A 23904-nucleotide genomic window follows, 5' to 3' on the forward strand; every position below is an offset into this window, starting at 1 on the left:
TCAGGCACCCGCCTTCACGACGGCGGCGACGGCCTGCACGATGCGCTCCAGGTCGGCCTCGGACAGGGAGGGGTGCACGGGCAGGGACAGGCACTCGCGCGCGACCAGCTCCGTGTTCGGCAGTTCGAGGTCGGGGGCGTAGGGGGCCAGGGACTCCAGGCGGTGGTTGGGGATCGGGTAGTACACCCCGGTGCCGACCTGCCACTCCTCGCGCAGCGCGCTCTGGGCCGCGTCGCGCTCGGCGGCCGTGGCCCCGTCCAGGCGGATCGTGTACTGGTGGTAGACGTGCCGGTAGCCGTCGGGGACGGCGGGGGTGAGTACGCCGGGGACGGCGGCGAGCCCGGCGTCCAGGGCGGCGGCGTTGGCGCGGCGGGTCTCGGTCCATCCGCCCAGCTTCTTCAGCTGCACCCGGCCGACGGCGGCGGCCACGTCCGTCATGCGGTTGTTCAGGCCCACCAGTTCGTTGGCGTACTGCTTCTCCATGCCCTGGTTGCGCAGCAGGCGCACGCGGCGCGCCAGCTCGGCATCGGAGGTGGTGACCATGCCGCCCTCGAGGGTGGTCATGTTCTTGGTGGGGTAGAAGGAGAACGAGCCCCATGCGCCGAAGGTGCCCACGGGCTTGCCGTCGACGGCGGCGCCGTGCGCCTGCGCGCAGTCCTCGAAGACCGCCAGGTCGTGGCGGACGGCGATCTCCATGATCGCGCCCATGTCGGCGGGCAGGCCGTACAGGTGCACCACCTCGATGGCGACCGTGTTCTCGGTGATGGCGGCCTCCACCGAGGCCGGGTCCAGGGTGAAGGTGACCGGGTCGATATCGGCGAAGACGGGCTTGGCGCCGGTGATGGCCACGGAGTTGCCGGTGGCCGCGAAGGTGAAGGAGGGGACGATGACCTCCGGGGCGCCGCCGTCGGCCTTGAGGGCGCAGGCCAGGGTGGCCAGGTGCTGGGCGGAGGTGCCGGAGTTGACGGCGACGCTGTTAGCGCCGGCCACCACCTGGGCGGAGAACTCCTCCTCGAAGGCGGCAACCTGCGGGCCCTGCACGACCATGCCGGAGGCCATGACGGCGTCGACGGCGGCCCGCTCCTCATCTCCGATGATCGGCTTGGCGGCGGGGATGAACTCGCGTGACATCAGTGGGTGACCTCCCGGATCGTGTTTTCGGAACTGTTGGCGGCAAGTGTTTCTTCGTACAGGGCGCCGGTGGTGGGGCAGCGCCACCGGCGGGTGCCCGCAGCGGCAGTCGGTTCGATGAGGTCGGGCGTCTCGCCGCCCTCCTGGACGGGGACGAGCGGCTGCCCGGCGCGCCCGACCCAGCCGATGCGGCGAGCCGGCACCCCGGCCACCAGCGCATGCGCGGGCACGTCCCTGGTGACGACGGCGCCAGCGGCCACGGTGGCCCACTCTCCGATGCGCACGGGCGCGACGCAGACGGCACGCGCCCCGATGGAGGCGCCCTCCTCCACGGTGACGCCGACCGGCTCCCAGTCGGAGGCCGACTTAAGAGAGCCGTCGGGGTTGACGGCGCGGGGGAAGTGGTCGTTGGTGAAGGTGACGGCGGGGCCCACGAACACGCCGTCGGCCAGGCGGGCGGGCTCGTAGATCAGCGCATAGTTCTGCACCTTGCAGTTGCGGCCCAGGCGCACGCCCTCACCGATGTAGGCACCCCTGCCAACGATGCAGCCCTCACCGAGCTCGGCATGCTCGCGCACCTGGGCCAGATGCCAGATGGACGAGCCGTCGCCTATGGTCGCATCGGGAGAGACGTCGGCGGACGGGGCGATCCGGGCGGGACTGGCCGGACTCATGGCGGCTCCTCACTGCCTGCGGCATGCTGTCGGGCACCGACCCGATCGGGCGGCACTGCGCCGCCATACTAAGCCAGGCTTGTGCGAGAATGCGGCGATGACATCCACCGACGGCTCCCAGACGCAGCCGCCCGTGCCGGTTAGCCCGATAACCGATGCCTGGCTCGTTGTGCCCCTGTACAACGAGTCCCAGGTGGTACGTGGTGTCATTGAGGAGGCGCGCCGCACCTTCCCGCTGGTCGTCGCCGTCGACGACGGCTCCAAGGACGACTCGGCGGAGCGGGCCGAGGCGGGCGGCGCGGTCGTCGTCCGGCATCCGCTGAACCTGGGGCAGGGGGCGGCGCTGCAGACCGGCATCACCTACGTGCTTGAGCGCACCGACGCCCGTTACCTGGTGACCTTCGACGCCGACGGGCAGCACTCGGTGGCAGACGCCGCCGCCATGGTGCGGGCGGCCCGCGATGAGGACCTGGCCTTCGTACTGGGATCACGGTTCCTGGAGGGGCCCTCCCCCGTGGGCCGGCTCAAGCGGCTGATCCTCAAGACCGCGGCGGTGGCCGCCTCGCGCACCACCGGCATGCACCTGACCGACGCGCACAACGGTCTACGGGTGATCCGGCGCGACGCGGCCAAGCAGCTCGACCTGCGGCAGAACCGGATGGCCCACGCCTCCGAGATCGTCCGCCAGCTCGGCGCCACCGGGCTGCCGTGGCGCGAGTTCCCCGTGCACATCGCCTACACCGAGTACTCCAAGGGCAAGGGGCAGTCGTTGTGGAACTCCATCAATATCCTGGTCGACCTGCTGTTCTCGTGACGCGCCGCCATACTTGATGCCATGAGCTCGCAGATCATCATCCAGGTCCTCCTCATCGTTGCGGTCGCCGCCATGGGGTGGATGATGCTGCGGTCGCCCGGCGGGGCGCGTCATCAGGCCGGCCGCCGCCTACTGACGCTGGCCTTCGTCGTCTTCGCGATCGCCGCGATCCTGGCGCCGTCCCTGCTCACTCAGCTGGCGCACCTGGTGGGGGTCGGCCGCGGCACCGACCTGCTGCTGTATGCGCTGGTGGTGGCCTTCCTGTTCCAGATCCTGTCGTCCTTCCGCCGCAATGCCGCCCGCGAGCGGCAGATCACCCGGCTGGCCCGGCGGGTGGCGCTCAACGACGCCCCGCCGCCGCCCGCGCTGCCCTGAAGGCACGCCGCTCGCCGTAGGCGACCGAAGCCAACAGACTCCTGCTTACGGCCTCAGCCGCGCCGGGCGGCGCGTACCGCGATCTCCTCGCGGGCCTTCAGCCCCGCGGACACCGCCCAGCGCACCGGCGCCTGCCAGGCGGCCGGGTGGCTGGCGCTGACGTAGCGGCGAGCCGAGGCGTGGTGAGCCCGGATCATGCGCTCCGGGCGACGCTTCCAGCTGGCGCCCTGCGCGTGGACGACGACGGCACCCGGAACCTGCAGGTTCAGCCAGCCGGCCCGGCCCACGCGCGCCCCGAGATCGACGTCCTCGAAGAACATGAAGTAGCCCTCGTCGAAGCCGCCCAGGCGCTTCCAGGCCGCCGCGGGCAACAACAGGCAGGCACCGGACAGCCAGCCGACGGCGTGGGTGACGTCCTCGTTGGTGCCGTGGTAGGCGACGGAGAAGGGATTACCGGGCCAGACACGCCCGAGGACGGCATGCCCGGCCCCGCCGACCAGCGATGGCAGGGCCCGGCCGGACGGGTAGACGGTTCCATCGGGATTGAGGAGTCGCGGCCCGAGGCAGCCGGCCCGGGGCTCCGCACGACCCGCCTCGATCAACAGATCCAGACTTCCCGGGCGCCAGAGAATGTCCGGGTTGGCGACCACCAGCCAGTCCTCGGTCAGATCGCGGGCGGCGAGGTTGGCACCGCCCCCGTAGCCGCGGTTGGTGCCGTCGCCGACCACGCGCGCCCCGTACCGCTCGGCGGCGCGGTTGACACGCTCATGCTCGGTGCCGTTGTCGGCGATGACAATCGTGGGAGTCCGAGCGGTGGCGGCGCGCAAGGACTCGAGGAAGCGGTCTAGTTCCTCACCGGGGTTGTAGGCGACCGTGACGACGCGAACCGTTCCCGGCGGCGTCCCGGCTGAGGCGCTGGGCGGTCTGGGTGCTGCGTCAGTCACGCGTGGGAGACTACACGCGCCGGGCGCCCGCGTCTGCACGACGGCCACGGCGGCATGCCCTAAAGTGGGACGACGACAAGCGTCCGAGACTCCTCCGTGCGCAGGATGCAGACTCACAGCCCCTCACAGACGGGTTCCTTATGATCATGGCCGTGTCATCCCACGCCAAAGCCAAACCGAATGCGCGGCACTCCGCCAAGGATCTGACCCGGCGCGCCGCGCGCAGGCTCCTGCTGGCCGGGTTCGCCGTGGTGCTGTTCATCGTCTCCGGCGTCGGCATCGCCTACCACGACCTCCAGTCCCAGGTGAACACGCTGGACATCAACGGCCTCCTGGACGATGACCGGGCCCGGCAGGTGACGGACAGCTATGAGGGACGGCCGGTCAATATCCTCATCCTGGGAACCGATTCCCGCGCGGGGGCGAATAACGTCGACGGCTCCGAGGGCAGCGAGGAGGTGGCGGTGGCGCGCTCCGACACCACCATGATCCTCCACCTCCCGGCGGACCGCTCCCGCATCGAGATCGTCTCGATCCCGCGCGACCTTCTGGTGGACATCCCCTCCTGCCGGACCGCCGACGGCGGCACCACCGAGGCCATGTCCTACACCCCGTTCAACACCGCCTTCGCCAACGGCGCCGGCGCCAGCGACGACGACGCCGCCGTCGCCGCGGGCGTGGCCTGTACTCTCGCCACGATTGAGGACCTCACGGGCCTGTACATCGACGAGTACCTGGTGGTGGACTTCAACGGCCTGACCACCACGGTGGACGCGCTCGGCGGCGTCAACCTGTACGTGGACGAGGACATCAACGACACCGAGTTCACCGGCCTGGTCATGAGCAGCGGCTGCCAGCACCTTGATGGCGCCACCGCACTGCAGTACGCGCGCGTGCGCCACGGCGTGGGCGACGGCTCGGATCGCCAGCGCATGCCCCGCCAGCAGAATCTGGTGGCGGCGATGCTAAGAACCGCCAAGTCGAAGAACTACTTCACCGACGCCGACGCCCTGTACAGCTTCGCCCGCGCCGCCCTGGGCTCGTTGACCTCTTCTCCGGGTATCGGCTCGCTCACCACACTCGCAGGCCTGGCGATGTCGATCAGCGACGTCGGCATGGACCAGACGATCCTCATCACCATGCCCAACGAGGAGGCTCCCTGGGATCTCAACCGCGCACTGCCCACGGACGAGGCCGCTGACGTCTGGGCGGCGCTCAAGGCCGATACGCCGATCTCCGAGGCCCTGCGCGGGGACACCCAGGAGGGCGCCGACTCCTCGTCCGACGCCGATTCCGCAGACGCGACGCAGGAGGATCAGCCGACGCAGTCCGACGCCGGATCCGACCAGCCCGATGCCGCCGCGGACAGCCGTACGCCGACAGCCGATGCGACCACGGAGGATCCCGCCGCCCAGTGCTACTGACAGACGACGCGCATACCGAGCCGCAGGGACAGGAGGTCAGCCAGCGGTGAGCACCAACGACGACGATCTTCCCCCGTCATTCACCCCCGGAACCGGTAGGCCCCGTCGCCGCGCCGGCGCCGCGAGTCCTTCGTCCCGGCAAGCCGACCGGCAGGCGAGGCGCAACGGCCGACCCGCCCAGCAGTCCGTGCAGCAGCCCAGCCGACACCATGGCGGCGACGCCGGTACTCGCGGCGGGGCCGCGCCGCGCAAGCCGCTCACGCCGCGGCGGGCGGCCACGGCGTCGCCCAGCGGCGGGCCAGCAGCCGCGTCGGACCGCGGTCACGGCGCTGCGGACGCAGTCGCCTCCCCGCGCAACGCCCCCGGTGCCCCCGAACGCGTTACCTCCCGCAGCCGGGCACGGGCGGGGTCCTCGGCGGTGCCGTTGGCCTCCGCCGACTCCCGGACCGCGGGCGGCCGCGACGCCACCCGAGTCATGCCTGCCGGGACCGCCCCGTCCGCCCGCAGCCGAAACGTCTCCAGACCGCGCACCCCGGCGCGCTCGGCCCGGTACGTCCCCTCGTCGTCGCTGAATCAGCACACGCAGCCCGCCCCGCCGCAGCCGCCCGCGCGCAGGCGCCGTCGCCTGCTGCGCTGGGTGGTGGTGGCGCTGGTCGTCCTGCTGGCACTGGTGGGCGCCCGAGCGGCCTGGCTCATCCACGACGTGAACTCCAAGCTGCAGCGCGTCGAGGCCCTGTCCGGCGCGGCGGACACCCCCGGCGAGACCTGGCTGATCGTCGGCTCCGACTCGCGGGCCGACGGCGCCGTCGCCGACAACACCGAGGGTGCCCGTTCCGACTCAATCATGCTGCTGCACAAGGCCCCCGGCGGGCAGGCCTCCCTGACCTCCCTGCCCCGCGACACCTATGTGGAAATCCCCGGATACGGCGGCAACAAGATCAACGCCGCCTACTCCTACGGCGGCCCCGCTCTGCTGGTATCCACGGTGGAGCAGCTGACCGGACTGACCATCGACCACTACGTGGAGGTCGGCATGGGCGGGGTGTCCTCCCTGGTGGACGCCGTCGGCGGCATCAACGTCTGCCTGGACTACGACGTCAACGACGCCGACTCCGGACTGGTGTGGGACACCTCCCAGGGCGAGTGCCAGGAGGTCGACGGAGCCAAGGCGCTCGCCTACTCGCGCATGCGCAAATCCGATCCGACCGGCGACATCGGGCGCGCCCTGCGACAGCGGGCGGTCATCTCCGCCGTCGTATCCAAGGCGGTCTCGACCTCCACGCTGACGAGCTTCTCGCAGCAGGACACGCTGGTGGACGCCGGCACGCAGGCACTGACTGTGGACGAGGACGCCTCCATGCTCGACCTGGGCAAGATGCTGCTCGCCTTCCGCTCCGCCTCCAACGCCGGCCTGACCGGGGCGCCGCCCATCGCCAGCCTGGACTACGAGCCGGGAGGCATCGGCGCCGCCGTCCTGCTTGAGGACACCACCGCCCCCGACTTCTTCGCCAGGCTGCGCGAGGGCGAGCTTACGGTCGAGGACTTCAACCAGTCCTGATGGACCTCGCCCCGCGCCGCTCCCAAACGGGTGCGGCGCGGGGCGGTGGCTTAAGCGTTGCAGGCGCGGGGCGTCCCGGGCCCGGGCCGGGCTCAGCCGAAGTGAGGCCGGTCGGGGTCTGCCTGCCAGGCGGAGAAGGACGAGGAGACGATGTCGTCCAGGTCGTGCTCTGCCACCCAGCCAAGGACCTCGCGAATCCGAGTGGCATCCCCGATCAGCTGCGGCGGGTCGCCGGCACGCCGGTCCAGTTCCTCGGGCTGCACCTCGTGGCCGGTGGCGGCGGCGACGGCAGCGATGACCTTGGAGACCACCTCGCGCACCGAGGAGCCCCTGCCGGTGCCGACGTTGAAGACGTGCTCGCGCATCTCCTGCTGTCCGGCCAGGTGGTCCAGCGCCGCAATGTGGGCGCTGGCCAGATCGCGCACGTGGATGTAGTCGCGGATGCAGGTCCCATCCGGGGTCGGGTAGTCGGTGCCGAAGATCTTCGGGGACTCGCCGCGGGCCAGGCGGTCCATCACCATGGGGATGAGGTTGAGGGTGGCCATGTCACCCAGGTCGTCCCAGCCGGCGCCGGCGACGTTGAAGTAGCGCAGCCCCGCCCAGCGCAGCCCCCAGGCGCGCTCACAGTCCGCCATCATCCACTCGCCGATGAGCTTGGTCTCCCCGTAGGGGTTGATGGGGTGGCAGTCGATGTCCTCGGGCACCACCTCCACCGGCGGCATGCCGTATACCGCGGCGGAGGAGGAGAAGATCATCTGCTCCACGCGGGCCTGCTCCATGGCCAGCAGCATGTTGGCCAGGCCGCCCACGTTCTGCTGGTAGTACCAGGCGGGCCGAGCCACGGACTCGCCCACCTGCTTGCGGGCGGCGAAGTGGATGACCGCCTTGACGCCCTTGCGGTCCATCAGATCCGTCAGGACCTCGGTGGCATTGCCGGCGGCGACGTCGAGCTCGACCAGCTCGGCGTCTCCCACACGGCCGGGGGTTCCGTAGGACAGGTCGTCGACGACGACGACCTCGTCCCCACGCTCTTGCAACAGACGAACAACGTGGGCACCGATGTATCCGGCGCCTCCCGCAACCAGGATGCTCATGGGGCGATCGTACCGGCGATGCCGCCACCCCGTATGTGCCCAAGGTCCGACTCGCCGGGCCGGCGCTGATTGCGCCGGCACCGACATGGGCTCACGGCGGGCCGGACTCGCTCCGGCGCCGGCCTCAGTCGCGGGCGGCGACCTCCCGACGCAGGGCCTCCCCCTTGGCATGAGCCATATCGGCGAGCTCGCTCTGGAAGGCGCGCATGGCGGTGCGCAGGCGCTGCGCCTCGGTCCCCTCCCCCGCACCCAGGATGCGGGCGGCCAGCAGGCCCGCGTTGCGGGCACCACCTATGGATACGGTGGCTACCGGCACACCGGCGGGCATCTGGACGATCGACAGCAGCGAGTCCATGCCGTCCAGGTACCTCAGCGGCACGGGCACGCCGATCACGGGCAGCTCCGTCACGGCGGCGAGCATGCCCGGCAGGTGGGCGGCGCCACCGGCCCCGGCGATGATGACCCGCAGGCCGCGCCCGGCCGCCTCGCGCCCGTAGGAGAGCATCTCATCGGGCATGCGGTGGGCGGAGACGACGTCGGCCTCGTAGGGCACGTCCAGGGCGTCGAGGGCCTCCGCGGCGGCCCGCATGGTCGGCCAGTCGGAGTCCGAGCCCATGACGATGCCGACGACTGGTTGCTGGTCCTGCTGGTTGTTCACGTGGCTGCTCCTGGGTTGAAATCTGCCGCTTGCTCCGCCAGCCCGCACCGGCCGCGACGCGGTGGCGAACGCACCAAGCCTATGCCGTCCCGATCTGCGGCCCGCTCAGGCCTCGCCGCGCAGCATGGCGACGACGGCGCGCAGTCGCTCGCGCACGGCGGCGATCCCCTCCGGGTCCGTGGCGGTGGTGGTCATGCTGACGTGTCCGAGCTTGCGCCCGGGCCGCCACTGCTTGCCGTACAGATGGATGCGCGCCTCCGGTTCGAGCGCCAGGGCACGGGTCAGAGCGTCGGCGGGCGCCTGACGCTCCCCGCCCAGGAAGTTGACCATGACGGTGGCCGGGGCGGTCGGCGTCGTCGCCCCCAGCGGCAGGTCGAGGACGGCGCGCAGGTGCTGGGCGAACTGGCTGGTTACGGCGCCGTCCTGGGTCCAGTGACCGGAGTTGTGGGGGCGCATGGCCAACTCGTTGACGTACAGGCCGGTTGCCGCGGAGCCCTCGACGGCGAACAGCTCCACGGCCAGCACCCCGGTCACGTCCGCGCGCTCGGCGATGGTGCGGCCGATGTGCTCGGCCTGCTGGACGGCGGCGGCGTCCAGGCCGGGCGCCGGAGCGACGGTCTCCACGCAGATTCCGTCCGCCTGCACGGACTCGATCACCGGCCAGAGCGCGATCTGACCCGAGGGGCGGCGCGCCAGCAGCACCGCCAGTTCCCGGGTGAAGGGAATCGCCTCCTCCACCAGCAGGCTGGTTACGGCACCGCCGCCCAGGCTGCCGCCACCGCCGGTGCCGATGGTGGCGCGTCCGGCGCGGGCGTCCGCGGTCGCCTTCAGCCACACGGAGGCGTCGCCGTCGTCCAGGTCGGCGGCGGAGTTCAGCATGAGCACGCCGTGCCCGTCATAGCCGCCGCGCGGAGTCTTGAGCACCACGGGCCAGCCGTGGGCGGCGGCGAAGGCGAGCACCTGGGCACGCATCTCCTGCGCGTCTCCCGCGATCTCGGCCCAGGCCGGCTGCGGCAGACCGGCTGCGTCGACGGCGCGACGCATGGCGAGCTTGTCACGGGCCAGCTCCAGCGCCTCCGGGGCGGGGCGCACCCGCACGCCCTCGGCCTGCAGCCGGGACAGCAGCACCGAGTCCTGGTGCTCATGCTCGAAGGTGAGTGCCCGCGCGCCCGCCACCAGGGCGCGCACGGCGTCGGCGTCCGTCGCCCGTCCCACCGGAGCATCGACCGTCACCTGAGCGGCCGAGCCGTCACTCGCCTCCACCAGAGTGCGCAGGTGGATGCCCAGGGCCGAGGCCTCCTCCTGCATCATGCGGGCCAGCTGGCCACCTCCGATGACGGCGAGAATGGGTGCGCTCACGGCATCAGCCTAGCGGTGTGGCCGACGCGCCGTCGTGGAGGTCCGCCAGCCGGTCCGCCAGGCGCCAGGCGGGTGCTGACGCCGCGCCCGGCTTCGGCCGGTCCCGACACGCCGGTTGTGCCGGCCTCGGCATGTCACTCATGCGGGCACCGGCGCCGGTGCGCAGCGGAGCCGTACGCTGGCGTCGTGTCCGCTCCCTCCGCAGCCCCCGCGCCTGCCAACGGCTCCCCCATGCCCGCACCTGCCGCCGACTCGCCCCCCGCCGACGCGGCGGCCCGGCCCGGTCGGCGAGCCGGCGCGCTGCCGCACCGGAGCCAGGTGCTGCTGGTGTGGGGGGCGGCAACGGCACTCTCCCTCCTGCTGCTGCGTCTGGGCGCTCAGGACACCGGGGCCACGGTGTGGGCTCCGGCGGCGCCGTCCTGGATGCAGCAGGCCTCCTTCTGGGACTCCGGCTGGTACGAGCGGATTGTGCGTGAGGGCTATCCGACGCAGTTGCCGACCGGCGCGGACGGCGCGGTGCAGCAGAACGCCTGGGCCTTCATGCCCCTGCTGCCGCTGCTGGCCTCCGCGCTGACCTGGACGGGCTGGTCCTTCTACGCCTGTGCCACGGTCGTGTCGCTGGTGGCGTCGGCGCTGGCCGCACTGGTCATGGACCGCTGGCTGGCACCCCGCGTGGGGATGAAGACCTCGCTGTGGGCGGTGGCGCTGGTCTGGTGCTCGCCGTGCGCCGTGGTGCTGCAACTGCCCTACGCCGAATCACTCGGCCTGCTGGCTGCGGCGCTGGCGCTCCTGCTGGCTGAGCGCGGCCGTTTCCTGGCGGCGGCGCCGGCCGTGCTCGTGGCCGCCTTCGCCCGTCCGCTCGGCGTGCCGCTGACGGCGACGCTGGGGCTGTGGTGGCTGTGGGAGACGGTGCGTGCTCGCCGAGACGCCGAGGCGCCGCTTCGGGGCAAGGGCCTGCGCCTGCTGGGGTTGACGGGCGTGGCGGCGGCCAGCGCCCTGGCCTGGCCGCTGATTGCCTGGGTGGTGACCGGCCGCTCCGACGCCTACACCGCCACGGAGACCTCCTGGCGGGGCGGCGCCCTGACGCCACTGCTGCCGTGGCTCACACGCGGGCAGTGGTGGGTGGGCGATCATCTGGGCTGGGTGCTGCTGGTCGGCGTCGTGGTTGTGGGCGGGCTCGTTCTGTCGGCGCCCTCGCTGCGGCGACTGGGCGCACCGGCGTGGCTGTGGTGTGTGGGCTATTCCCTGTACCTCCTGGCTTTCTTCGATCCGACCACGTCGGTGTTCCGCCTGCTGCTGCCACTCGCCCCGGTGGGGTGGGCGCTGGCCGCGAGGACGACGCCGCGGGTGCGCTCAGCGCTGCTGGTCGCGGGCGTCGTCGGGCAGGTGTTCTGGATCAGCTGGATATGGGACGGCTACAGTGCCGTCACCTGGGTGCCGTAGAATCGTGCCCGTGACAGAAATGAGACCGGAGGGTGTGGCCGCTGACATGGGCGCGTCGGTGCAGGTTCCCGACGGGGCAGCGCCCGCCGGCATCGGATCGAAGACCCCGAGTCCCGGCCAGGAGACGCGGCGCCTCGCGGCCGCACCCGCGGCAGGCACCGGCGCCCCGGCCACGCTCATGACACGCCTGCTCGCCTGGCTGCAGGAGTTCACCCAGTTCGGGCTGGTCGGCGCGCTCGCCTACGTCATCGACTCCGGCCTGTTCAACCTGCTCCAGCACGGCCCGATGGGAGTCCTCGCCGGACACCCGAACACCGCCAACGTGATCTCCGCCTGTGTAGCCACCTGCTTCTCGTGGGTGGCCAACCGGTCCTGGACCTACCGCGGCCGCACCCGCGAGAGCACGGCCCGGGAGGCGCTCCTGTTCGCCTTCGCCAACGCCGGCGGCATCCTGATCACCCAGTTCTGCCTGCTGTTCACCCATCACATCCTGCAGCTGACCGGCCCGCTGGCGGACAATATCTCCGCCTACGTGGTCGGTTTCGCCCTGGGCACAGCCTTCCGCTTCTTCTTCTACCACTACGTCGTCTTCACCGGCGGCGCCGGCGTCGAGTCCCGCTGACGCATCGGCCCGGGACGGCGGCCGGAGGCTTCCACGGGACGTCGAGGCCCACCCCCGCCGAGGCGCAGCAAGCCATGGGGCTCACATGCGCGTGCCCGATTCCACAGCCGGGATGCGGCGCCCGTCTCGGCGCGCACCCAGGTTTTGTTCCTACGCTGAGGGCGTGATTGCGCTGCCTGCTATGCCTGCTCCCGGTCTCGGCCCTGAATGGCTCGACGCCGCCAACATCATCACCAAGATCGTCGAGTGGTTCGGCCCCTGGGCGATCGTCGGCGTCATGCTGGTCATCTTCGCCGAGACCGGCCTGCTGGTCGGCTTCTTCCTCCCCGGGGACTCCCTGCTGTTCACGCTGGGGATGTTCGTGGCCACCGGCGCCGTCGGCGTGCACATCTGGGTGGCCGCGCCCCTGGTGTGGATCGCCGCCATCATCGGGAACCAGACCGGTTATGCCATCGGCCGCAAGGCCGGGCCTGCCATCTTCAACCGGGAGGACTCGCGCCTGTTCAAGCAGGAGTACGTCGAACGCACCTCTACCTTCTTCGCCAGGCACGGCGGCAAGGCGATCACGCTCGCCCAGTTCGTGCCGATCGTGCGCACCTTCACCCCGGTGATGGCCGGCGTGGGCCGTATGCGCTACTCCCACTTCTTCGGCTTCAACGTGCTCGGAGCCACGTTCTGGGCCTTCGCCATCACCTGGCTCGGCTACTTCCTCGGGTCCATCAAGTGGATCCAGGAGAACATCGACGTCATGATCCTGGGGATCGTCTTCGTGTCGGTGGCGCCAATGCTTATCACCGCCCTGCGCAACAAGTTGGGCTCGGGCCGCAAGTCCTCCGAGCCGATCGCCGTCGAGGTCGCCGAGTAAGGCGTCGACTCAGATCCGCCGCCGCCGCCCCACACTCACCAGCGCCCCCCGGGGCAGCACGTTGTTGGGGTCCAGCGACTTGGGCACCGCGTTGAGGAGAATCGAAAAGACGGCGGGCTTGCGCTGAGACAGCTCGATGCGCCCGCCGTCGGCCTCCACCAGGTCCTTGGCCAGCGCCAGACCCACGCCGGTGGAGCCGTGCCCGGAGACATTGCGCTCGAAGACGTTCGGGGCGATGTCCTCGGCCACGCCCTCGCCCTCGTCGGCGACGTCGATGAAGACCCCGTGCCCGCCGTTGGCGCTGCGCACCGACACGCTCGTCGTGCCACCGCCGTAGCGCAGCGAGTTCTCGATCACGGTGGCCAGCACCTGCGCCAGCGAGCCGGGGGTGGCCAGCACCGGCATACCGATCTCGTCGGTGAAGGTGATTTCGCGTCCCGCGTCGTGGAAGGCGGGCTCCCACTCCTCGCGCTGCTGGTCGAACAGGTCGGTCAGGTGGAGGGCCTCGGTGGTGCCGCCGCCGGTGCGCCGGGAGATGCGCAGCAGGTCCTCGACGACGCCGGTGAGCCGGTCGACCTGCTCGATGCAGGCCCGGGCCTCCTCACGCACCTCCTCCTGGGTGGACAGCAGCTCGATCTCCTCCAGCCGCAGGTTCAGCGAAGTCAGGGGGGTGCGCAGCTGGTGGGAGGCGTCGGAGGCGAACTGCCGTTCGGCGGCGATGCGGCCCGCGACGCGCTCGGCGCTGCGCACCAGCTCCGCCTGCACCAGGTCGATCTCCTCAATGCCGCTGCTGCGCAGCCGGGGACGCACCTGGCCGGAGCCAAGCTGCTCGGCCTCGGCCGCCAGGTAGATCAGGGGCGCACTGATGCGGCGCGACCCCTTGGCCGCCACGATGTAGGCGGCCACAAGGGCCACGGCGGCCAGGGCCACGGTGGTCAGCACGACGATGAAGATGACTCGCAGGTGATCCTCGCTGTCGGAGGAGGCGCGGGAGGCGACGGCGATCCACGCCCCGCCCAGCGGCACCCCCAGGAGCATGACGGCAACGGACACTGCCGCCATGGTCATCTGCATCGCTCGGCGTCGCATTGCTCCTGCCTTCTTCGGCGACCGGATTCAGACGACTCAGACCGCCAACCGGTAGCCCCCTTCGTCTGCGATCAGCAGCGCCGGGTTGTCGGCGTCGTCGCCCAGCTTACGGCGCAGCCAGGTGATGTGCATGGTCAGGGTGTGCTCGGTGCCGGTCGGGTCCTCGCCCCACACCTCCTTGAGGATGTCCTCACTGGACAGCCGCTGGCCGACCCCGCGCACTAGCACGCGCAGCAACTCGAACTCACGGGTGGTCAGCTGCAGCTCCGTACCGTCGGCAAAGGCACGGTGGGCGGCGACGTCGACGCGGATGTTGCCGGCGACCAGTTCGTCCTCGATCGCCTCGCCGGAGGCGCGCCGCACCTGGGCGCGCACGCGCGCGAGCAGCTCGGCCAGGCGGAAGGGCTTGGTGACGTAGTCGTCCGCGCCGGCGTCGAGGCCGACTACCAGATCGGTGCCCTCACTGCGGGCGGTGAGCATGAGAATGGGGATGGTCAGCCCCTGGGCACGGACCCGCCGGGCCACGTCGAGGCCGTCGATGTCCGGCAGGCCGAGGTCGAGGACGATGATGTCCGCCCCGTCCAGGTCCTCGAGCGCGCCCTTGCCCGTGCCGTGGGCGTGGACCTCGTAGCCCTCACGGCCGAAGGCGCGGGCGAGCGGCTCGGAGATGGCGGGGTCGTCCTCAACGAGAAGCACAGTCGTCATGCCCCGGATCGTATGCGACCAGGGCGGGAGGCGTCATCCTCCGGGGGCAGGAGGTGTCGCCTCTCAGGCCAGGGCGAGTGCCCAGGGGGTGACGTTTCCCAGTCCCTTGGCAACCACCTCGTGGCAGGGGTGAATCGTGTAACGGTGAGCGTCCGGGCCGTTGAGGATCTCCATGGCAGTGGCCTCGTCCATGCGGATGCCGCCGGGCTCCGCGGTGTCGACGAGCCGGGAGGCCAGGTTCACCGGGGGGCCGAATACGTCGCCGGAGCGGGAGACGACCCGTCCCTGCACCAGGCTGGCCCGCACCCGCATCATCTCCGGGCCGGACTGGAGCTCTTCGACGAGCGCGGTGACGACGTCCGCCGCGGTGGTCAGGTCGTCGGCGATATACATGACGGCGTCGCCGATGGTCTTGACCACACGGGCGCCGCGGGAGGTGACCACGTCGCGGGCGGTGGACTCGAAGTCGTCGAGCATCTCCGACAGCTCCAGGCGCCCCATGGTCTGGGCGCGCTGGGTGAAGGAGACGATGTCCACGAACCCCAGGGAACGGATCAGCGGGTAGTAGTCGGGGCCGGCGTCCTCGCGACCGCGGCGGGAGACCTCCGAGTCGGTGCGGTCCAGCAGGGAGGCGAGGTGCCGGCGCCACACGTAGACCAGCTGTCCGGACAGGGAGTCGATCATCTCGTCGATATGATCCAGGGCGACCAGGCGGGCGGCGGTGTCATCCAGGTGGAGGCGCTGGGAGATGTCCGCGACGAGCGTCTCGAACTGCCAGAGCACCAACCGGTCCATGGTGTAGGACTGGGCGCGCAGCAGTTCCAGGACACTGCTGGCGGCGAGCCCGCCCCCGGGCGCCTCGGCCGACGGCAGGCCGTCGTCGTTGTCGTCGATGAGGTCGGCAACGGTGCGTAGGGCGACGGCGTCCTGCTCAGTGAAGTGAACCTCATCGGGATCGACGTCGGCGAAGCCCATGGCGCGCCAGAAGCGCCGGGCCAGATCCAGCCCGGTGCCGGCGTGGACGGCCACCTCGCGCAGGCTGAGGCCGGGCGCCCCCTGCAGCAGACGTTGCTCGTGACCGCGGACCGTGCCCAACACCTTGTCCGCCGGCGCGCCCGCTGTGGACCCGCCGGCGGGGTCGAGGTCGCCTGCGGGGGTGCGCGGGTCGGGTGTCTGTTGGGCAGTCACCGCGCAAGAGTAGCGCACATCACATACAGGTGATCAATCTGCGGCACAATCTGTGTGATTGCGCATCCAAGTTCCGTCTCCACTGCGGCGGTCGCCACCACCTCACCTCGCGGTGCGCAACGCGGTCACGTCCCCGGCGGTGACAACCACGCGGCGGAAGCCTGCATCATCGTCAACCCGCACCACCAGTCCCGGAGTCAGGTCGACTGCGACGCCGGTAATCTCACCGTCGGGGACCGCGACGCGCACGGCCTGCCCGAGCGTGGCGCAGGCGCCCCGCAGCTGCGCCCCCAGCGCGCCGCCGTCGGCGCCGGGATCGCCGTCGGCGCTCTCCCAAGCGGTCACCAAATCGGCCAGGTGGCGCCCACAGTCCTCCAGCAGCAGCCCGGCCGACACAGCACCTGCGGGAACACCGAGCGAGGCCAGGGAGGCCGCCCAGGGAACGGGCAGCCGGCTGGCGCTCTGGGCGAGGTTGACGCCAATGCCGACGATGACGGCGGCCGCCTCGTCCCGGTCGGTCGGGGCGGTGCCGGAGTCCGGCGCGTGCCCACCCACGCCAGGGGCCACCAGCTCAGTGAGAATGCCGGCCAGTTTGCGGCTGGTTCCCCAGCCGGGCACCGTGACCGGCGCGGTCGTGGACGGGGCCGGCAGGGCGATGACGTCGTTGGGCCATTTGGTCGCCACGTTCCAGCCGACGGACTCCAGACGGGGCGCGAGCGCACGGGCGACGGCGAGGCCGGCGAGCAGCGGCAGCCAGGCCAGCCGGAAAGCGGGGACGAGGGGCCGCACCACGATCGAGGCGGTCAACGCTCCCGTGGGAGGTGTGGTCCAGGCGTGGTCGCCGCGGCCGCGGCCGGCGGTCTGCGTCAGGGCGCGCAGCACGGACAGGTGCGGCCAGGCGGCGGCCTTGGCAGGGTCGAGCGCGCCGTCTGGGCCGGTCAGGGCTCGTCTCAGGTCCGTGTTGGTCGAGCCGGTACGTTCCACGACCTCAAGCCTGCTGAAAGGCGAACGGGTGCTCACGGGGCGAGCCTACGGGAGTACCCCGCCATATCTACCGATCTCGGCACGTAACTACTACCGATCTCGGCAAGTAGGCTGGAGGCCGTGCTTGTTCTGGCGTCACAGTCCACCGGTCGGCTCGCCACCCTGCGCGCGGCCGGCGTCGAACCTCAGGTGCGGGTCTCCGACGTCGACGAGCCCCGCATCCTGGCCGAGCTGGCGGCGGCGCACGCGGCCGTAGGGTCCCCGGCCCCCACGCCCGCGCAGCAGGTGCAGGCGCTGGCGCGCGCCAAGGCGCTCGACGTGGCGGCCGACCCGACTCTCGCCGCACGGGAACGGGACCCGGACCTGGTCGTCGTCGGCTGCGACTCCATGCTGGAACTCGACGGGGCCGTGGTCGGCAAGCCGGGGACGGCGCAGCGGGCACGCGAGCGCTGGCTGGCGATGCGTGGGCGCAGCGGCACCCTGTACACCGGCCACTGCGTGGTGCGCGCACGCGATGCCGCCACCGCCGAGGGCGTGTCCTCCACCGTCGTGCACTTCGGCTCCCCCAGCGACGCCGAGATCGATGCCTACGTCGCCTCCGGGGAGCCGCTGTGGTGCGCGGGCGCCTTCACCATCGACGGCCTGGGCGGCGCCTTCATCGACGGGGTCGAGGGCGACCCGCACGGCGTGGTAGGCATCTCCCTGCCGCTGCTGCGCCGCCTGCTGGCCCGCCTGGGGGTGACCTGGACGGATCTGTGGTCCCCGCCTGCGGAGTCGGGCGGCTCAGCGGCGCGCTAGGACGGTGCGCGCACCGGCGCTGAGGCCGCCGTCGGCGTGGGCGTGAAGCCTGATCGCACCGTCCGCCCGCAGCGGCGCGGCCCCGGTGAAGCGCAGGTCCACCGCTCCGGCGGCGGGGAAGAGTGCGAGGCTGAGGCCCCCCAGCAGCAGCCCATGGGCGACGACATCCCCCTCCCCCGCCGGTAGCCCGGCTCGGCGAGCCGCCCCGGGCCGAATATGAACGGGATTGTGGTCACCGGTGGCCCGGGCCCACTCGCGCAGGTCGGCGGCGGTGAGGATGAGGACGAGTCGCCCGGCGCCGTCGAGGCACGGCTCCGGGTCTGCGCCGCTGTCGACTGTGGTGGGTGCCGCCGTGCGGCGAGCCAGGTCGTGGGTTACCAGGGCGCCGGTGGCCCATGCGGGTCCGGCGTCGGTGATGCGAACCGTGCCGCGAATCAGCTCCCAGCCGCCGCGGGCGACACGGGCGAGAGCAACCGCGGTCTCCTCGGCGGCCCGGCCGTCCCCAGGGGCCCCGGCGAGTTCGGGCACGTCTGTGCTGGCGGGCGCCAAACGGCAGCGGCGGTGGATGAGCCCGGCCAGACCGGTATTCCCCGTGCTGCCCGGCCGTCCGGTGGCGCCGCGGGCGAGGCGGTCGGCCAGCCGGTCCAGCGCCAGGACCGCAGGCAGGAGCACCTGGGCGGCGTAGGCGGCGTCGGCATGAGCATCGGCATGGTATGCGCCCCGCGTGCGAGCGAGCACCGCGGCGATAACGGCGGCCATTTGCCCGGCGGGGCCGCCGGCATCACGGCCGGCGGCGGCGCCGGTCGTCTCAGCGGACGGGGGCATCGGGGTACAGCAAGGCCCCGGCGACTGCTCGTCGTCGGGGCCAGTGCGCGCGCTCCGCGCCGCCATGATCAGCGGGTCTCGCGGTGCTCCGTGTGCTTGCCGCAGCGCGGGCAGTACTTGGCCAAAGACAGCCGGTCCGGAGTGTTCCGGCGGTTCTTCTTGGTGATGTAGTTGCGCTCCTTGCACTCCGAGCATGCCAGAGTGATCTTGGGGCGAACGTCGCTGGACTTGCTAGCCACGCCACTCTCCTCTCACTGATCCTCGAGCAGCCCGTTGGGTGCCATGCTCGAACTTGCGTAGCGGGGGAGGGACTCGAACCCTCGACCTCACGATTATGAGTCGTGCGCTCTAACCAGCTGAGCTACCTCGCCAGATGACACGTCAGGGGCCCGTAGGCCCCCGCAGCATCAGAGCCCCGAAAGGGAATCGAACCCTTGACCTTCTCCTTACCATGGAGACGCTCTGCCGACTGAGCTATCGGGGCAACGAGCGGAACTTTAGACAGATCGGATTTGCCTGCGCAACTCCGCTCCCCGTGGCTTCGCTCACCGCGGTCCCGCCCCTGAGGGCGGTCTGGCCGCGAGCGCGTACACGCCGCAACCATGGTGGCGGGTGAGGGATTCGAACCCCCGTAGCATACTGCGGCTGATTTACAGTCAGCTCCCATTGGCCGCTCGGGCAACCCGCCGGGCTCCTCGCTCACCGTGGACCGGCATCGCCGCCCCACGCCTTCGCTCGGTGCCGTGGAAGGATAGCAAGCCGACGACGACGCGCGCCAATCGCCGCCATGGGACCCTGCTCACAGCAATGAGGTCGGGGTCGCATTCAGCCCCATGAGCACCGCATACACCCTAGAGTCGTTTCCATGTCGCAACCTCGGCCCCCTTACAGTCCCGAACCGCAGCCCAGCAGCGCCCAGTCCCAGTACGGGCAGGCCCCGTATGGTCAGCCGCAGCCCGGAATGCCTGCACAGATGCCGGGCGTTCCGATGTCGACGCAGCCGCTGCAGCCGTCCGCGCCCCAGCGCTAGCACGGCCGCGTGCTCGCCATCGTCATCGCGGTGGCGGCGATCGCCGTCGTCGGCATCGTCATCGGCGTGAGCGCCCTCAACCGCCCCACCCCGGCCTCCCAGGCCGCCGCCGGCCAGTGCATCCAGGACCCCGCCGGCAGCTCAAGCGTCTACGTCACCGACTGCGACGCCAAGGACGCCGCCTACAAGGTCACCGCCTCCGGTGGCACGGACTGCACCACCGTGTCCGGCACGACCACCACCTACGAGGATCTGTGCATGATCGGCTTGGACGAGGACCCGAGCATCTCGCTGGCCGGCGTGCAGGAGGGCGACTGCCTGAGCATCGACACCAGCACCGAGGAGGCAACGACCACGGAGTGCACCTCCGGCACCTACCCCGTGCTGAAGGTTCTCACGGACGTCGACGACACGGACCTGGGCCTGCTCGCCGGAAACGAGGATGCCTGCCAGGCCGCGGGCGTCGACAATGACGCCTACACCTCCTGGTACAAGTGGAACTTCGACTACTTCCGCTCCGACTCCGGCATCGACCTGACCGCCAATACGAACGACCTCGTCTTCTGCCTGGGCGATCCCCAGCCCTGACCCGTCATCCCTGAATGGGGGGCTGCAACCGGCGCAACCGGCTCAGTAGCCGGCCATCTGCTCCAGGCGGGCGATGCGCTGCGCCATCGGCGGGTGGGTGGCGAACAGGTTCTTCACCCCGCCGAAGGGGTTGGCGATCATCATGGCGCTGACCGGCTCCAGGCGGGGGTCCTGCGGCATGGGGGCCGCCGCCACGCCGGTCTCCAGCTTGTGCAGGGCGCTGGCCAGGGCGAGCGGGTCGTTGGTCAGCACCGCGCCGTCGTGGTCGGCGTCGTACTCGCGGGTGCGGGAGACGGCGAACTGGGTCAGGCTCGCGGCCAGTGGGGCCAGCAGCGCCAGCAGCAGGAGCACGAGCGCGTTGCCGTCGCGCCGGTCGCGACCACCGCCGAACCACATGATGCCGGTGGCGATCGAGGAGATCACCCCGGCGATCCCGGCGGCGACGGAACCGGTGAGGATGTCCCGGTTGTACACGTGGGACAGCTCATGGCCCAGTACCCCGCGCAGCTCGCGCCGGTTGAGCAGCTGCAGGATTCCCTGCGTGCAGCACACGGCGGCGTGCTGCGGGTTGCGGCCGGTGGCGAAGGCGTTCGGGCTCATGGTGGGAGCCACGTACAGGCGGGGCATGGGCTGCCCCGCGGCCGTGGACAGCTCACGCACGACCGCGTACATGACCGGCTGCTGCGCCTCGGTGACCTCGATGGCGCCCATGGAGCGCACCGCCAGCCTGTCGGAGTTCCAGTAGGCGTAGGCCGTCTGGACCACCCCGATCGCCGGCATGAGCAGCAGCCACACGCCCGAGCCGGTGCCCCGGGCCAGCAGCCAGCCGATCAGGAGCAGCAGTCCCCACAGTCCGCCCATGAGGACCGCCGTCTTGAGTCCGTTGTGGTGGTTCGTACCCGTCATGACGGCGAGTGTATGAACGCTCGCTGTGCAGCTCCTGGGAGACCGTCGGGCTCAGGCCAGCAGCTCGGCGAGGTCGGCGACGTCGAGGCCCAGCGCCTGCCCGACACCGGCGGTGTAGAGGGCGCCGTCGTGGGTGGCCAGGCCGCGGGCGAGGTCGGTCCGGGCCCGGCAGGCCTCGCGCCAGCCGTTGTCGGCCAGCGTGATGGCGTAGGGCAGGGTCGCGTTCGTCAGCGCGTAGGTGGAGGTGTAGGACACCGCCCCGGGCATGTTGCCCACGGCGTAGAAGACCTTGCCGTCCACCCGGTAGGTGGGCTCGGAGTGGGTGGTGACGTGGGAGTCCTCGAAGCAGCCGCCCTGGTCGATGGCGATGTCCACCAGCACCGAGCCTGGGCGCATCGCCCGGACCATCTCATGGGTCACCAGCCTGGGGGTGCGGGCGCCGGGCACGAGCACGGCGCCGATGACCAGGTCGGCGTCCGCCACGGCACCCGCCACGTCGAGCGGGGTGGAGAACCGGGTACGGATGGCGCCACCGGCCAGCTCCTCGATCTGGCGCATGCGGACCGGGTTGATGTCCATGACGGTGACGTCCGCGCCCATGCCCGCGGCCACGCGCGCGGCGGCCAGGCCGGCGGTGCCGCCGCCGAGCACGACGACGTTGCCGCGGCGCACGCCGGCGGCGCCGCCCAGCAGCACGCCGGAGCCGCCGTTCGGGGCGAGCAGGGCGTCGGCGCCGACCTGCGTCCCGAGTCGCCCCGCGATCTCGGACATGGGGGCGAGCAGCGGCAGGCCGCCGTCGTCGGTGGCGACCGTCTCATAGGCGACGGCCGTGACCCGCCGGGCCAGCAGGGCCTCGGTGAGCGCGCGGTCGGCGGCCAGGTGCAGGTAGGTGAACAGCACCAGGCCCTCGCGCAGGTACCCGAACTCGGAGGGAACCGGTTCCTTGACCTTGAGGATCATCTCGGCGCCGCTCCAAACGGCGGCCGGCTCGGCGGCGATGTCCGCGCCGGCATCGAGATAGTCCGCATCGGTGATACCGGCACCCAGGCCGGCGCCGACCTGCACCGTCACCTCGTGTCCGCGGCGCACGAGCGCGTCCGCGCCCGCCGGCGTGAGCGCGACGCGGTACTCGTGATCCTTTACCTCAGTGGGGACGCCGATGCGCATGGAGGTCGCCTTTCGCAGGTTGGAGTGTGGGCGTTCGGCCCGGATGATCCAGCCTACCGCCGGGCCGCGCCGGTCAGTCCTGAAGCCGGTGGGCGACCCGCTCCGGCACGCGGTCGGGGTCGGGCTCACCGATGAGGTCGTCGGGCACCTCGGTGCCGCGGGAGATGGCGGTCATGGCGTCCCGGGCGACGACCTTGACGCGCTCACGCGGCTTGGACTTCCCGCCGGTGACGGTCACCTCGCCGTAGGCCTCCCCCAGGCGGCGCTCGTAGGCGTCCAGCAGCTCCCAGCCCTCCCAGGTGGTGTAGGGCACCGCACGGGAGTCCAGCAGGGCGAGCAGGGCGTCGTGGCCGATCTGGGTGACGTCGTCGGTGGTGGCGTGCAGCAGGCCGGCCTGGGCGTCGGCAACCAGGTTGGTGATCGTCTCCTGGGCGTCGGACTTGGTGGAGCCGATCAGGCCCACGGGGCCGCGGCGAATCCAGCCGGTGGCGTAGATGCCGGTGAGCGGCTCGCCGTCGGCGCCGAGCACGCGGCCGCCGGCATTGGGGATGACGTGCCGGTCGGCGTCGAAGGGCAGGCCCTCGATGGGGCTGCCGGCGTAGCCGACCGCCCGGTAGACCGCCTGCACCGGCCAGTCCCGGAACTCGCCCGTGCCGGAGACGGTGCCGTCGCCGTTGAGCCGGGTGCGCTCGGTGCGCAGGGCGCGCACGTGCCCGGCGTCGTCGGTCAGGACGGCGGTGGGCGCCTGGAACAAGTGGATGTGGATGGTGCGGGAGGCGGTGAGCTCCTCCGGCTCCTGCATCGCGTAGCCCTCCAGGGCCTTGACGACCTGGCGCTGCTGGTTGGAGGCGGCCAGGGCCTCGCGGGAGCCCTCGTCGTACTCGAAGTCCTCCTCGTCGACGGTGACGTCAACATCGGGCTGCTTGCCCAGCTCGCGCAGCTCCAAGGGGGTGAACTTCACCTGGGCGGGGCCGCGGCGGCCGAAGACGTGCACATCGGTGACCGGGGACTGCTTCAGGATCTCGGCCACGTTCGCCGGGATCTCCGTGGTCATCAGGTCCTCCGCGTGCTTGGCCAGGATGCGGGAGATGTCCAGGGCCACGTTGCCGACGCCGATCACGGCCACTTCCTTGGCGTTGAGCGGCCAGGTGCGCGGGTGGTCGGGGTGGCCGTCGTACCAGGAGACGAAGTCGGCGCCGCCGAAGGACTCCGGGGCGTCGATGCCGGGGATGTCCAGGGGGGCGTCGGTGTCGGCGCCGGTGGAGAAGATCAGGGCGTCATAGTGCTCGTGCAGCTCATCCACGCTGATGTCGCGCCCGACCTCCACGTTGCCGATCAGGCGGATGTCTCCGCGCTGGAGGATCTTGTACAGGGCCACGATGATCTGCTTAATGCGCGGGTGGTCGGGGGCGACGCCGTAGCGCACCAGCCCGTAGGGGGCGGGGAGGCGCTCGAACAGGTCGATGTTCACGTCCAGACCCGACTTCGACAGGATGTCCGAGGCGTAGATACCGGCGGGGCCTGCTCCGATGACGGCTACGTTGAGGGGGCGTGCGTTCACTGCTCTTCGTTTCTGGTGACTACGGTTGAATGGCCCGGCGCCGCGCCCGCGGGGCGGCGGCGAGGCCCGCCCAAGTGTATGCGGCGGCTCCCGGGGCGCGGT

Annotated in this window: 24 protein-coding genes and 3 tRNA genes; 9 read left to right on the forward strand and 18 right to left on the reverse strand. The window is 71.3% G+C overall.

From position 1 onward, the window contains the following. Together BLR49_RS01860 and BLR49_RS01865 are read right to left on the reverse strand one after the other, a co-directional pair. Positions 1 to 1131: a DegT/DnrJ/EryC1/StrS family aminotransferase gene (locus tag BLR49_RS01860; protein WP_092532483.1), complete on the reverse strand. Its 1131-nt coding sequence runs from the start codon at positions 1129 to 1131 to the stop codon at positions 1 to 3. Then, positions 1131 to 1805 carry an acyltransferase gene (locus tag BLR49_RS01865; RefSeq protein WP_092532486.1) on the reverse strand — a complete coding sequence of 225 codons (675 nt, stop codon included), beginning with the start codon at positions 1803 to 1805 and terminating at the stop codon, positions 1131 to 1133. Before BLR49_RS01865 ends, BLR49_RS01860 begins: the two co-directional genes overlap by 1 nt. A 97-nt stretch (positions 1806 to 1902) precedes the next feature. On the opposite strand from BLR49_RS01865, the gene BLR49_RS01870 reads away from it, so the two are divergent. After that, positions 1903 to 2619 carry a glycosyltransferase family 2 protein gene (locus BLR49_RS01870; RefSeq protein ID WP_092532489.1) on the forward strand — a complete coding sequence of 239 codons (717 nt, stop codon included), beginning with the start codon at positions 1903 to 1905 and terminating at the stop codon, positions 2617 to 2619. A gap of 21 nt (positions 2620 to 2640) precedes the next feature. Then, positions 2641 to 2994 carry a DUF2304 domain-containing protein gene (locus tag BLR49_RS01875; RefSeq protein ID WP_092532492.1) on the forward strand — a complete coding sequence of 118 codons (354 nt, stop codon included), beginning with the start codon at positions 2641 to 2643 and terminating at the stop codon, positions 2992 to 2994. Between the two features lie 53 nt (positions 2995 to 3047). On the opposite strand, the gene BLR49_RS01880 is transcribed toward BLR49_RS01875, so the two are convergent. Next, the gene (locus BLR49_RS01880) at positions 3048 to 3938 is read right to left on the reverse strand and encodes a glycosyltransferase family 2 protein (protein ID WP_092532496.1); all 891 of its coding nucleotides are present in this window, start codon (positions 3936 to 3938) and stop codon (positions 3048 to 3050) included. A gap of 146 nt (positions 3939 to 4084) precedes the next feature. On the opposite strand from BLR49_RS01880, the gene BLR49_RS01885 reads away from it, so the two are divergent. Together BLR49_RS01885 and BLR49_RS13200 are read left to right on the forward strand one after the other, a co-directional pair. Continuing rightward, positions 4085 to 5362, forward strand: coding sequence for an LCP family protein (locus BLR49_RS01885; RefSeq protein WP_092533366.1), 1278 nt, complete (start codon positions 4085 to 4087; stop codon positions 5360 to 5362). A 46-nt stretch (positions 5363 to 5408) separates the two neighbouring features. After that, positions 5409 to 6920: an LCP family protein gene (locus BLR49_RS13200; RefSeq protein WP_245690305.1), complete on the forward strand. Its 1512-nt coding sequence runs from the start codon at positions 5409 to 5411 to the stop codon at positions 6918 to 6920. A 92-nt stretch (positions 6921 to 7012) separates the two neighbouring features. On the opposite strand, the gene galE is transcribed toward BLR49_RS13200, so the two are convergent. The 3 genes from galE to BLR49_RS01905 all read right to left on the reverse strand — a co-directional run bounded on the left by galE (position 7013) and on the right by BLR49_RS01905 (position 10031). Beyond that, complete coding sequence (gene galE, locus BLR49_RS01895; protein ID WP_092532499.1) at positions 7013 to 8014, reverse strand: UDP-glucose 4-epimerase GalE; 1002 nt, start codon at positions 8012 to 8014, stop codon at positions 7013 to 7015. 124 nt (positions 8015 to 8138) lie between these two features. Further along, positions 8139 to 8630, reverse strand: a complete 492-nt coding sequence (purE, locus tag BLR49_RS01900; RefSeq protein WP_092533371.1) for a 5-(carboxyamino)imidazole ribonucleotide mutase — start codon at positions 8628 to 8630, stop codon at positions 8139 to 8141. A gap of 147 nt (positions 8631 to 8777) precedes the next feature. Continuing rightward, on the reverse strand, positions 8778 to 10031 hold the full coding sequence (locus tag BLR49_RS01905) for a 5-(carboxyamino)imidazole ribonucleotide synthase (protein ID WP_092532502.1): 1254 nt from the start codon (positions 10029 to 10031) through the stop codon (positions 8778 to 8780). 231 nt (positions 10032 to 10262) lie between these two features. Between BLR49_RS01905 and BLR49_RS01910 the strand changes: the two genes are divergently transcribed. The 3 genes from BLR49_RS01910 (at position 10263) to BLR49_RS01920 (ending at position 12961) form a co-directional block, all read left to right on the forward strand. Further along, positions 10263 to 11474 (forward strand): hypothetical protein, encoded by a 1212-nt coding sequence (locus BLR49_RS01910; RefSeq protein ID WP_092532505.1) that lies wholly within the window; start codon positions 10263 to 10265, stop codon positions 11472 to 11474. A 46-nt stretch (positions 11475 to 11520) separates the two neighbouring features. Further along, complete coding sequence (locus BLR49_RS01915; protein WP_092533374.1) at positions 11521 to 12096, forward strand: GtrA family protein; 576 nt, start codon at positions 11521 to 11523, stop codon at positions 12094 to 12096. Between the two features lie 181 nt (positions 12097 to 12277). Continuing rightward, a complete protein-coding gene (locus tag BLR49_RS01920; RefSeq protein ID WP_092532508.1) occupies positions 12278 to 12961 on the forward strand; it encodes a VTT domain-containing protein in 684 nt (227 codons plus the stop codon). Positions 12962 to 12970: 9 nt separating this feature from the next. On the opposite strand, the gene BLR49_RS01925 is transcribed toward BLR49_RS01920, so the two are convergent. The 4 genes from BLR49_RS01925 to BLR49_RS01940 form a co-directional block, all read right to left on the reverse strand. Beyond that, positions 12971 to 14050, reverse strand: a complete 1080-nt coding sequence (locus BLR49_RS01925) for a sensor histidine kinase (protein ID WP_092532511.1) — start codon at positions 14048 to 14050, stop codon at positions 12971 to 12973. Between the two features lie 36 nt (positions 14051 to 14086). Then, positions 14087 to 14755 carry a response regulator transcription factor gene (locus BLR49_RS01930; RefSeq protein ID WP_092532514.1) on the reverse strand — a complete coding sequence of 223 codons (669 nt, stop codon included), beginning with the start codon at positions 14753 to 14755 and terminating at the stop codon, positions 14087 to 14089. A 63-nt stretch (positions 14756 to 14818) separates the two neighbouring features. Beyond that, positions 14819 to 15853 carry an adenylate/guanylate cyclase domain-containing protein gene (locus BLR49_RS01935; RefSeq protein ID WP_245690369.1) on the reverse strand — a complete coding sequence of 345 codons (1035 nt, stop codon included), beginning with the start codon at positions 15851 to 15853 and terminating at the stop codon, positions 14819 to 14821. A gap of 192 nt (positions 15854 to 16045) precedes the next feature. Then, positions 16046 to 16963 carry a biotin--[acetyl-CoA-carboxylase] ligase gene (locus BLR49_RS01940; protein WP_092532517.1) on the reverse strand — a complete coding sequence of 306 codons (918 nt, stop codon included), beginning with the start codon at positions 16961 to 16963 and terminating at the stop codon, positions 16046 to 16048. A gap of 84 nt (positions 16964 to 17047) precedes the next feature. Between BLR49_RS01940 and BLR49_RS01945 the strand changes: the two genes are divergently transcribed. Beyond that, on the forward strand, positions 17048 to 17725 hold the full coding sequence (locus tag BLR49_RS01945) for a Maf family protein (RefSeq protein ID WP_092532520.1): 678 nt from the start codon (positions 17048 to 17050) through the stop codon (positions 17723 to 17725). Here the strand turns inward: BLR49_RS01945 and BLR49_RS01950 are convergent. The 5 genes from BLR49_RS01950 to BLR49_RS01970 form a co-directional block, all read right to left on the reverse strand. Next, entirely contained in the window at positions 17711 to 18550 is an 840-nt protein-coding gene (locus BLR49_RS01950) for a MaoC/PaaZ C-terminal domain-containing protein (protein WP_143008863.1), read from the reverse strand. The genes BLR49_RS01945 and BLR49_RS01950 overlap by 15 nt on opposite strands. 68 nt (positions 18551 to 18618) lie before the next feature. Then, positions 18619 to 18789 carry a 50S ribosomal protein L33 gene (gene rpmG, locus BLR49_RS01955; protein WP_092532526.1) on the reverse strand — a complete coding sequence of 57 codons (171 nt, stop codon included), beginning with the start codon at positions 18787 to 18789 and terminating at the stop codon, positions 18619 to 18621. Positions 18790 to 18847: 58 nt separating this feature from the next. Continuing rightward, positions 18848 to 18921, reverse strand: a tRNA-Met gene (locus BLR49_RS01960). Positions 18922 to 18961: 40 nt separating this feature from the next. Next, positions 18962 to 19034 (reverse strand) — tRNA-Thr (locus BLR49_RS01965). A gap of 119 nt (positions 19035 to 19153) precedes the next feature. Then, positions 19154 to 19238, reverse strand: a tRNA-Tyr gene (locus tag BLR49_RS01970). Between the two features lie 351 nt (positions 19239 to 19589). On the opposite strand from BLR49_RS01970, the gene BLR49_RS01975 reads away from it, so the two are divergent. Continuing rightward, the gene (locus BLR49_RS01975; RefSeq protein ID WP_092532529.1) at positions 19590 to 20168 is read left to right on the forward strand and encodes a hypothetical protein; all 579 of its coding nucleotides are present in this window, start codon (positions 19590 to 19592) and stop codon (positions 20166 to 20168) included. 42 nt (positions 20169 to 20210) lie between these two features. Here the strand turns inward: BLR49_RS01975 and htpX are convergent, their stop codons facing one another. The 3 genes from htpX to BLR49_RS01990 form a co-directional block, all read right to left on the reverse strand. Continuing rightward, a complete protein-coding gene (gene htpX / locus BLR49_RS01980; protein ID WP_092532531.1) occupies positions 20211 to 21074 on the reverse strand; it encodes a zinc metalloprotease HtpX in 864 nt (287 codons plus the stop codon). 51 nt (positions 21075 to 21125) lie between these two features. Beyond that, positions 21126 to 22241: an alanine dehydrogenase gene (gene ald / locus BLR49_RS01985; protein WP_092532534.1), complete on the reverse strand. Its 1116-nt coding sequence runs from the start codon at positions 22239 to 22241 to the stop codon at positions 21126 to 21128. 73 nt (positions 22242 to 22314) lie between these two features. Next, positions 22315 to 23802 (reverse strand): FAD-dependent oxidoreductase, encoded by a 1488-nt coding sequence (locus tag BLR49_RS01990; RefSeq protein ID WP_092532537.1) that lies wholly within the window; start codon positions 23800 to 23802, stop codon positions 22315 to 22317. Positions 23803 to 23904 lie beyond the last annotated feature (102 nt).

Origin of the sequence: Actinomyces ruminicola (assembly GCF_900103885.1) — a bacterium.
Lineage (GTDB): Bacteria > Actinomycetota > Actinomycetes > Actinomycetales > Actinomycetaceae > Actinomyces > Actinomyces ruminicola.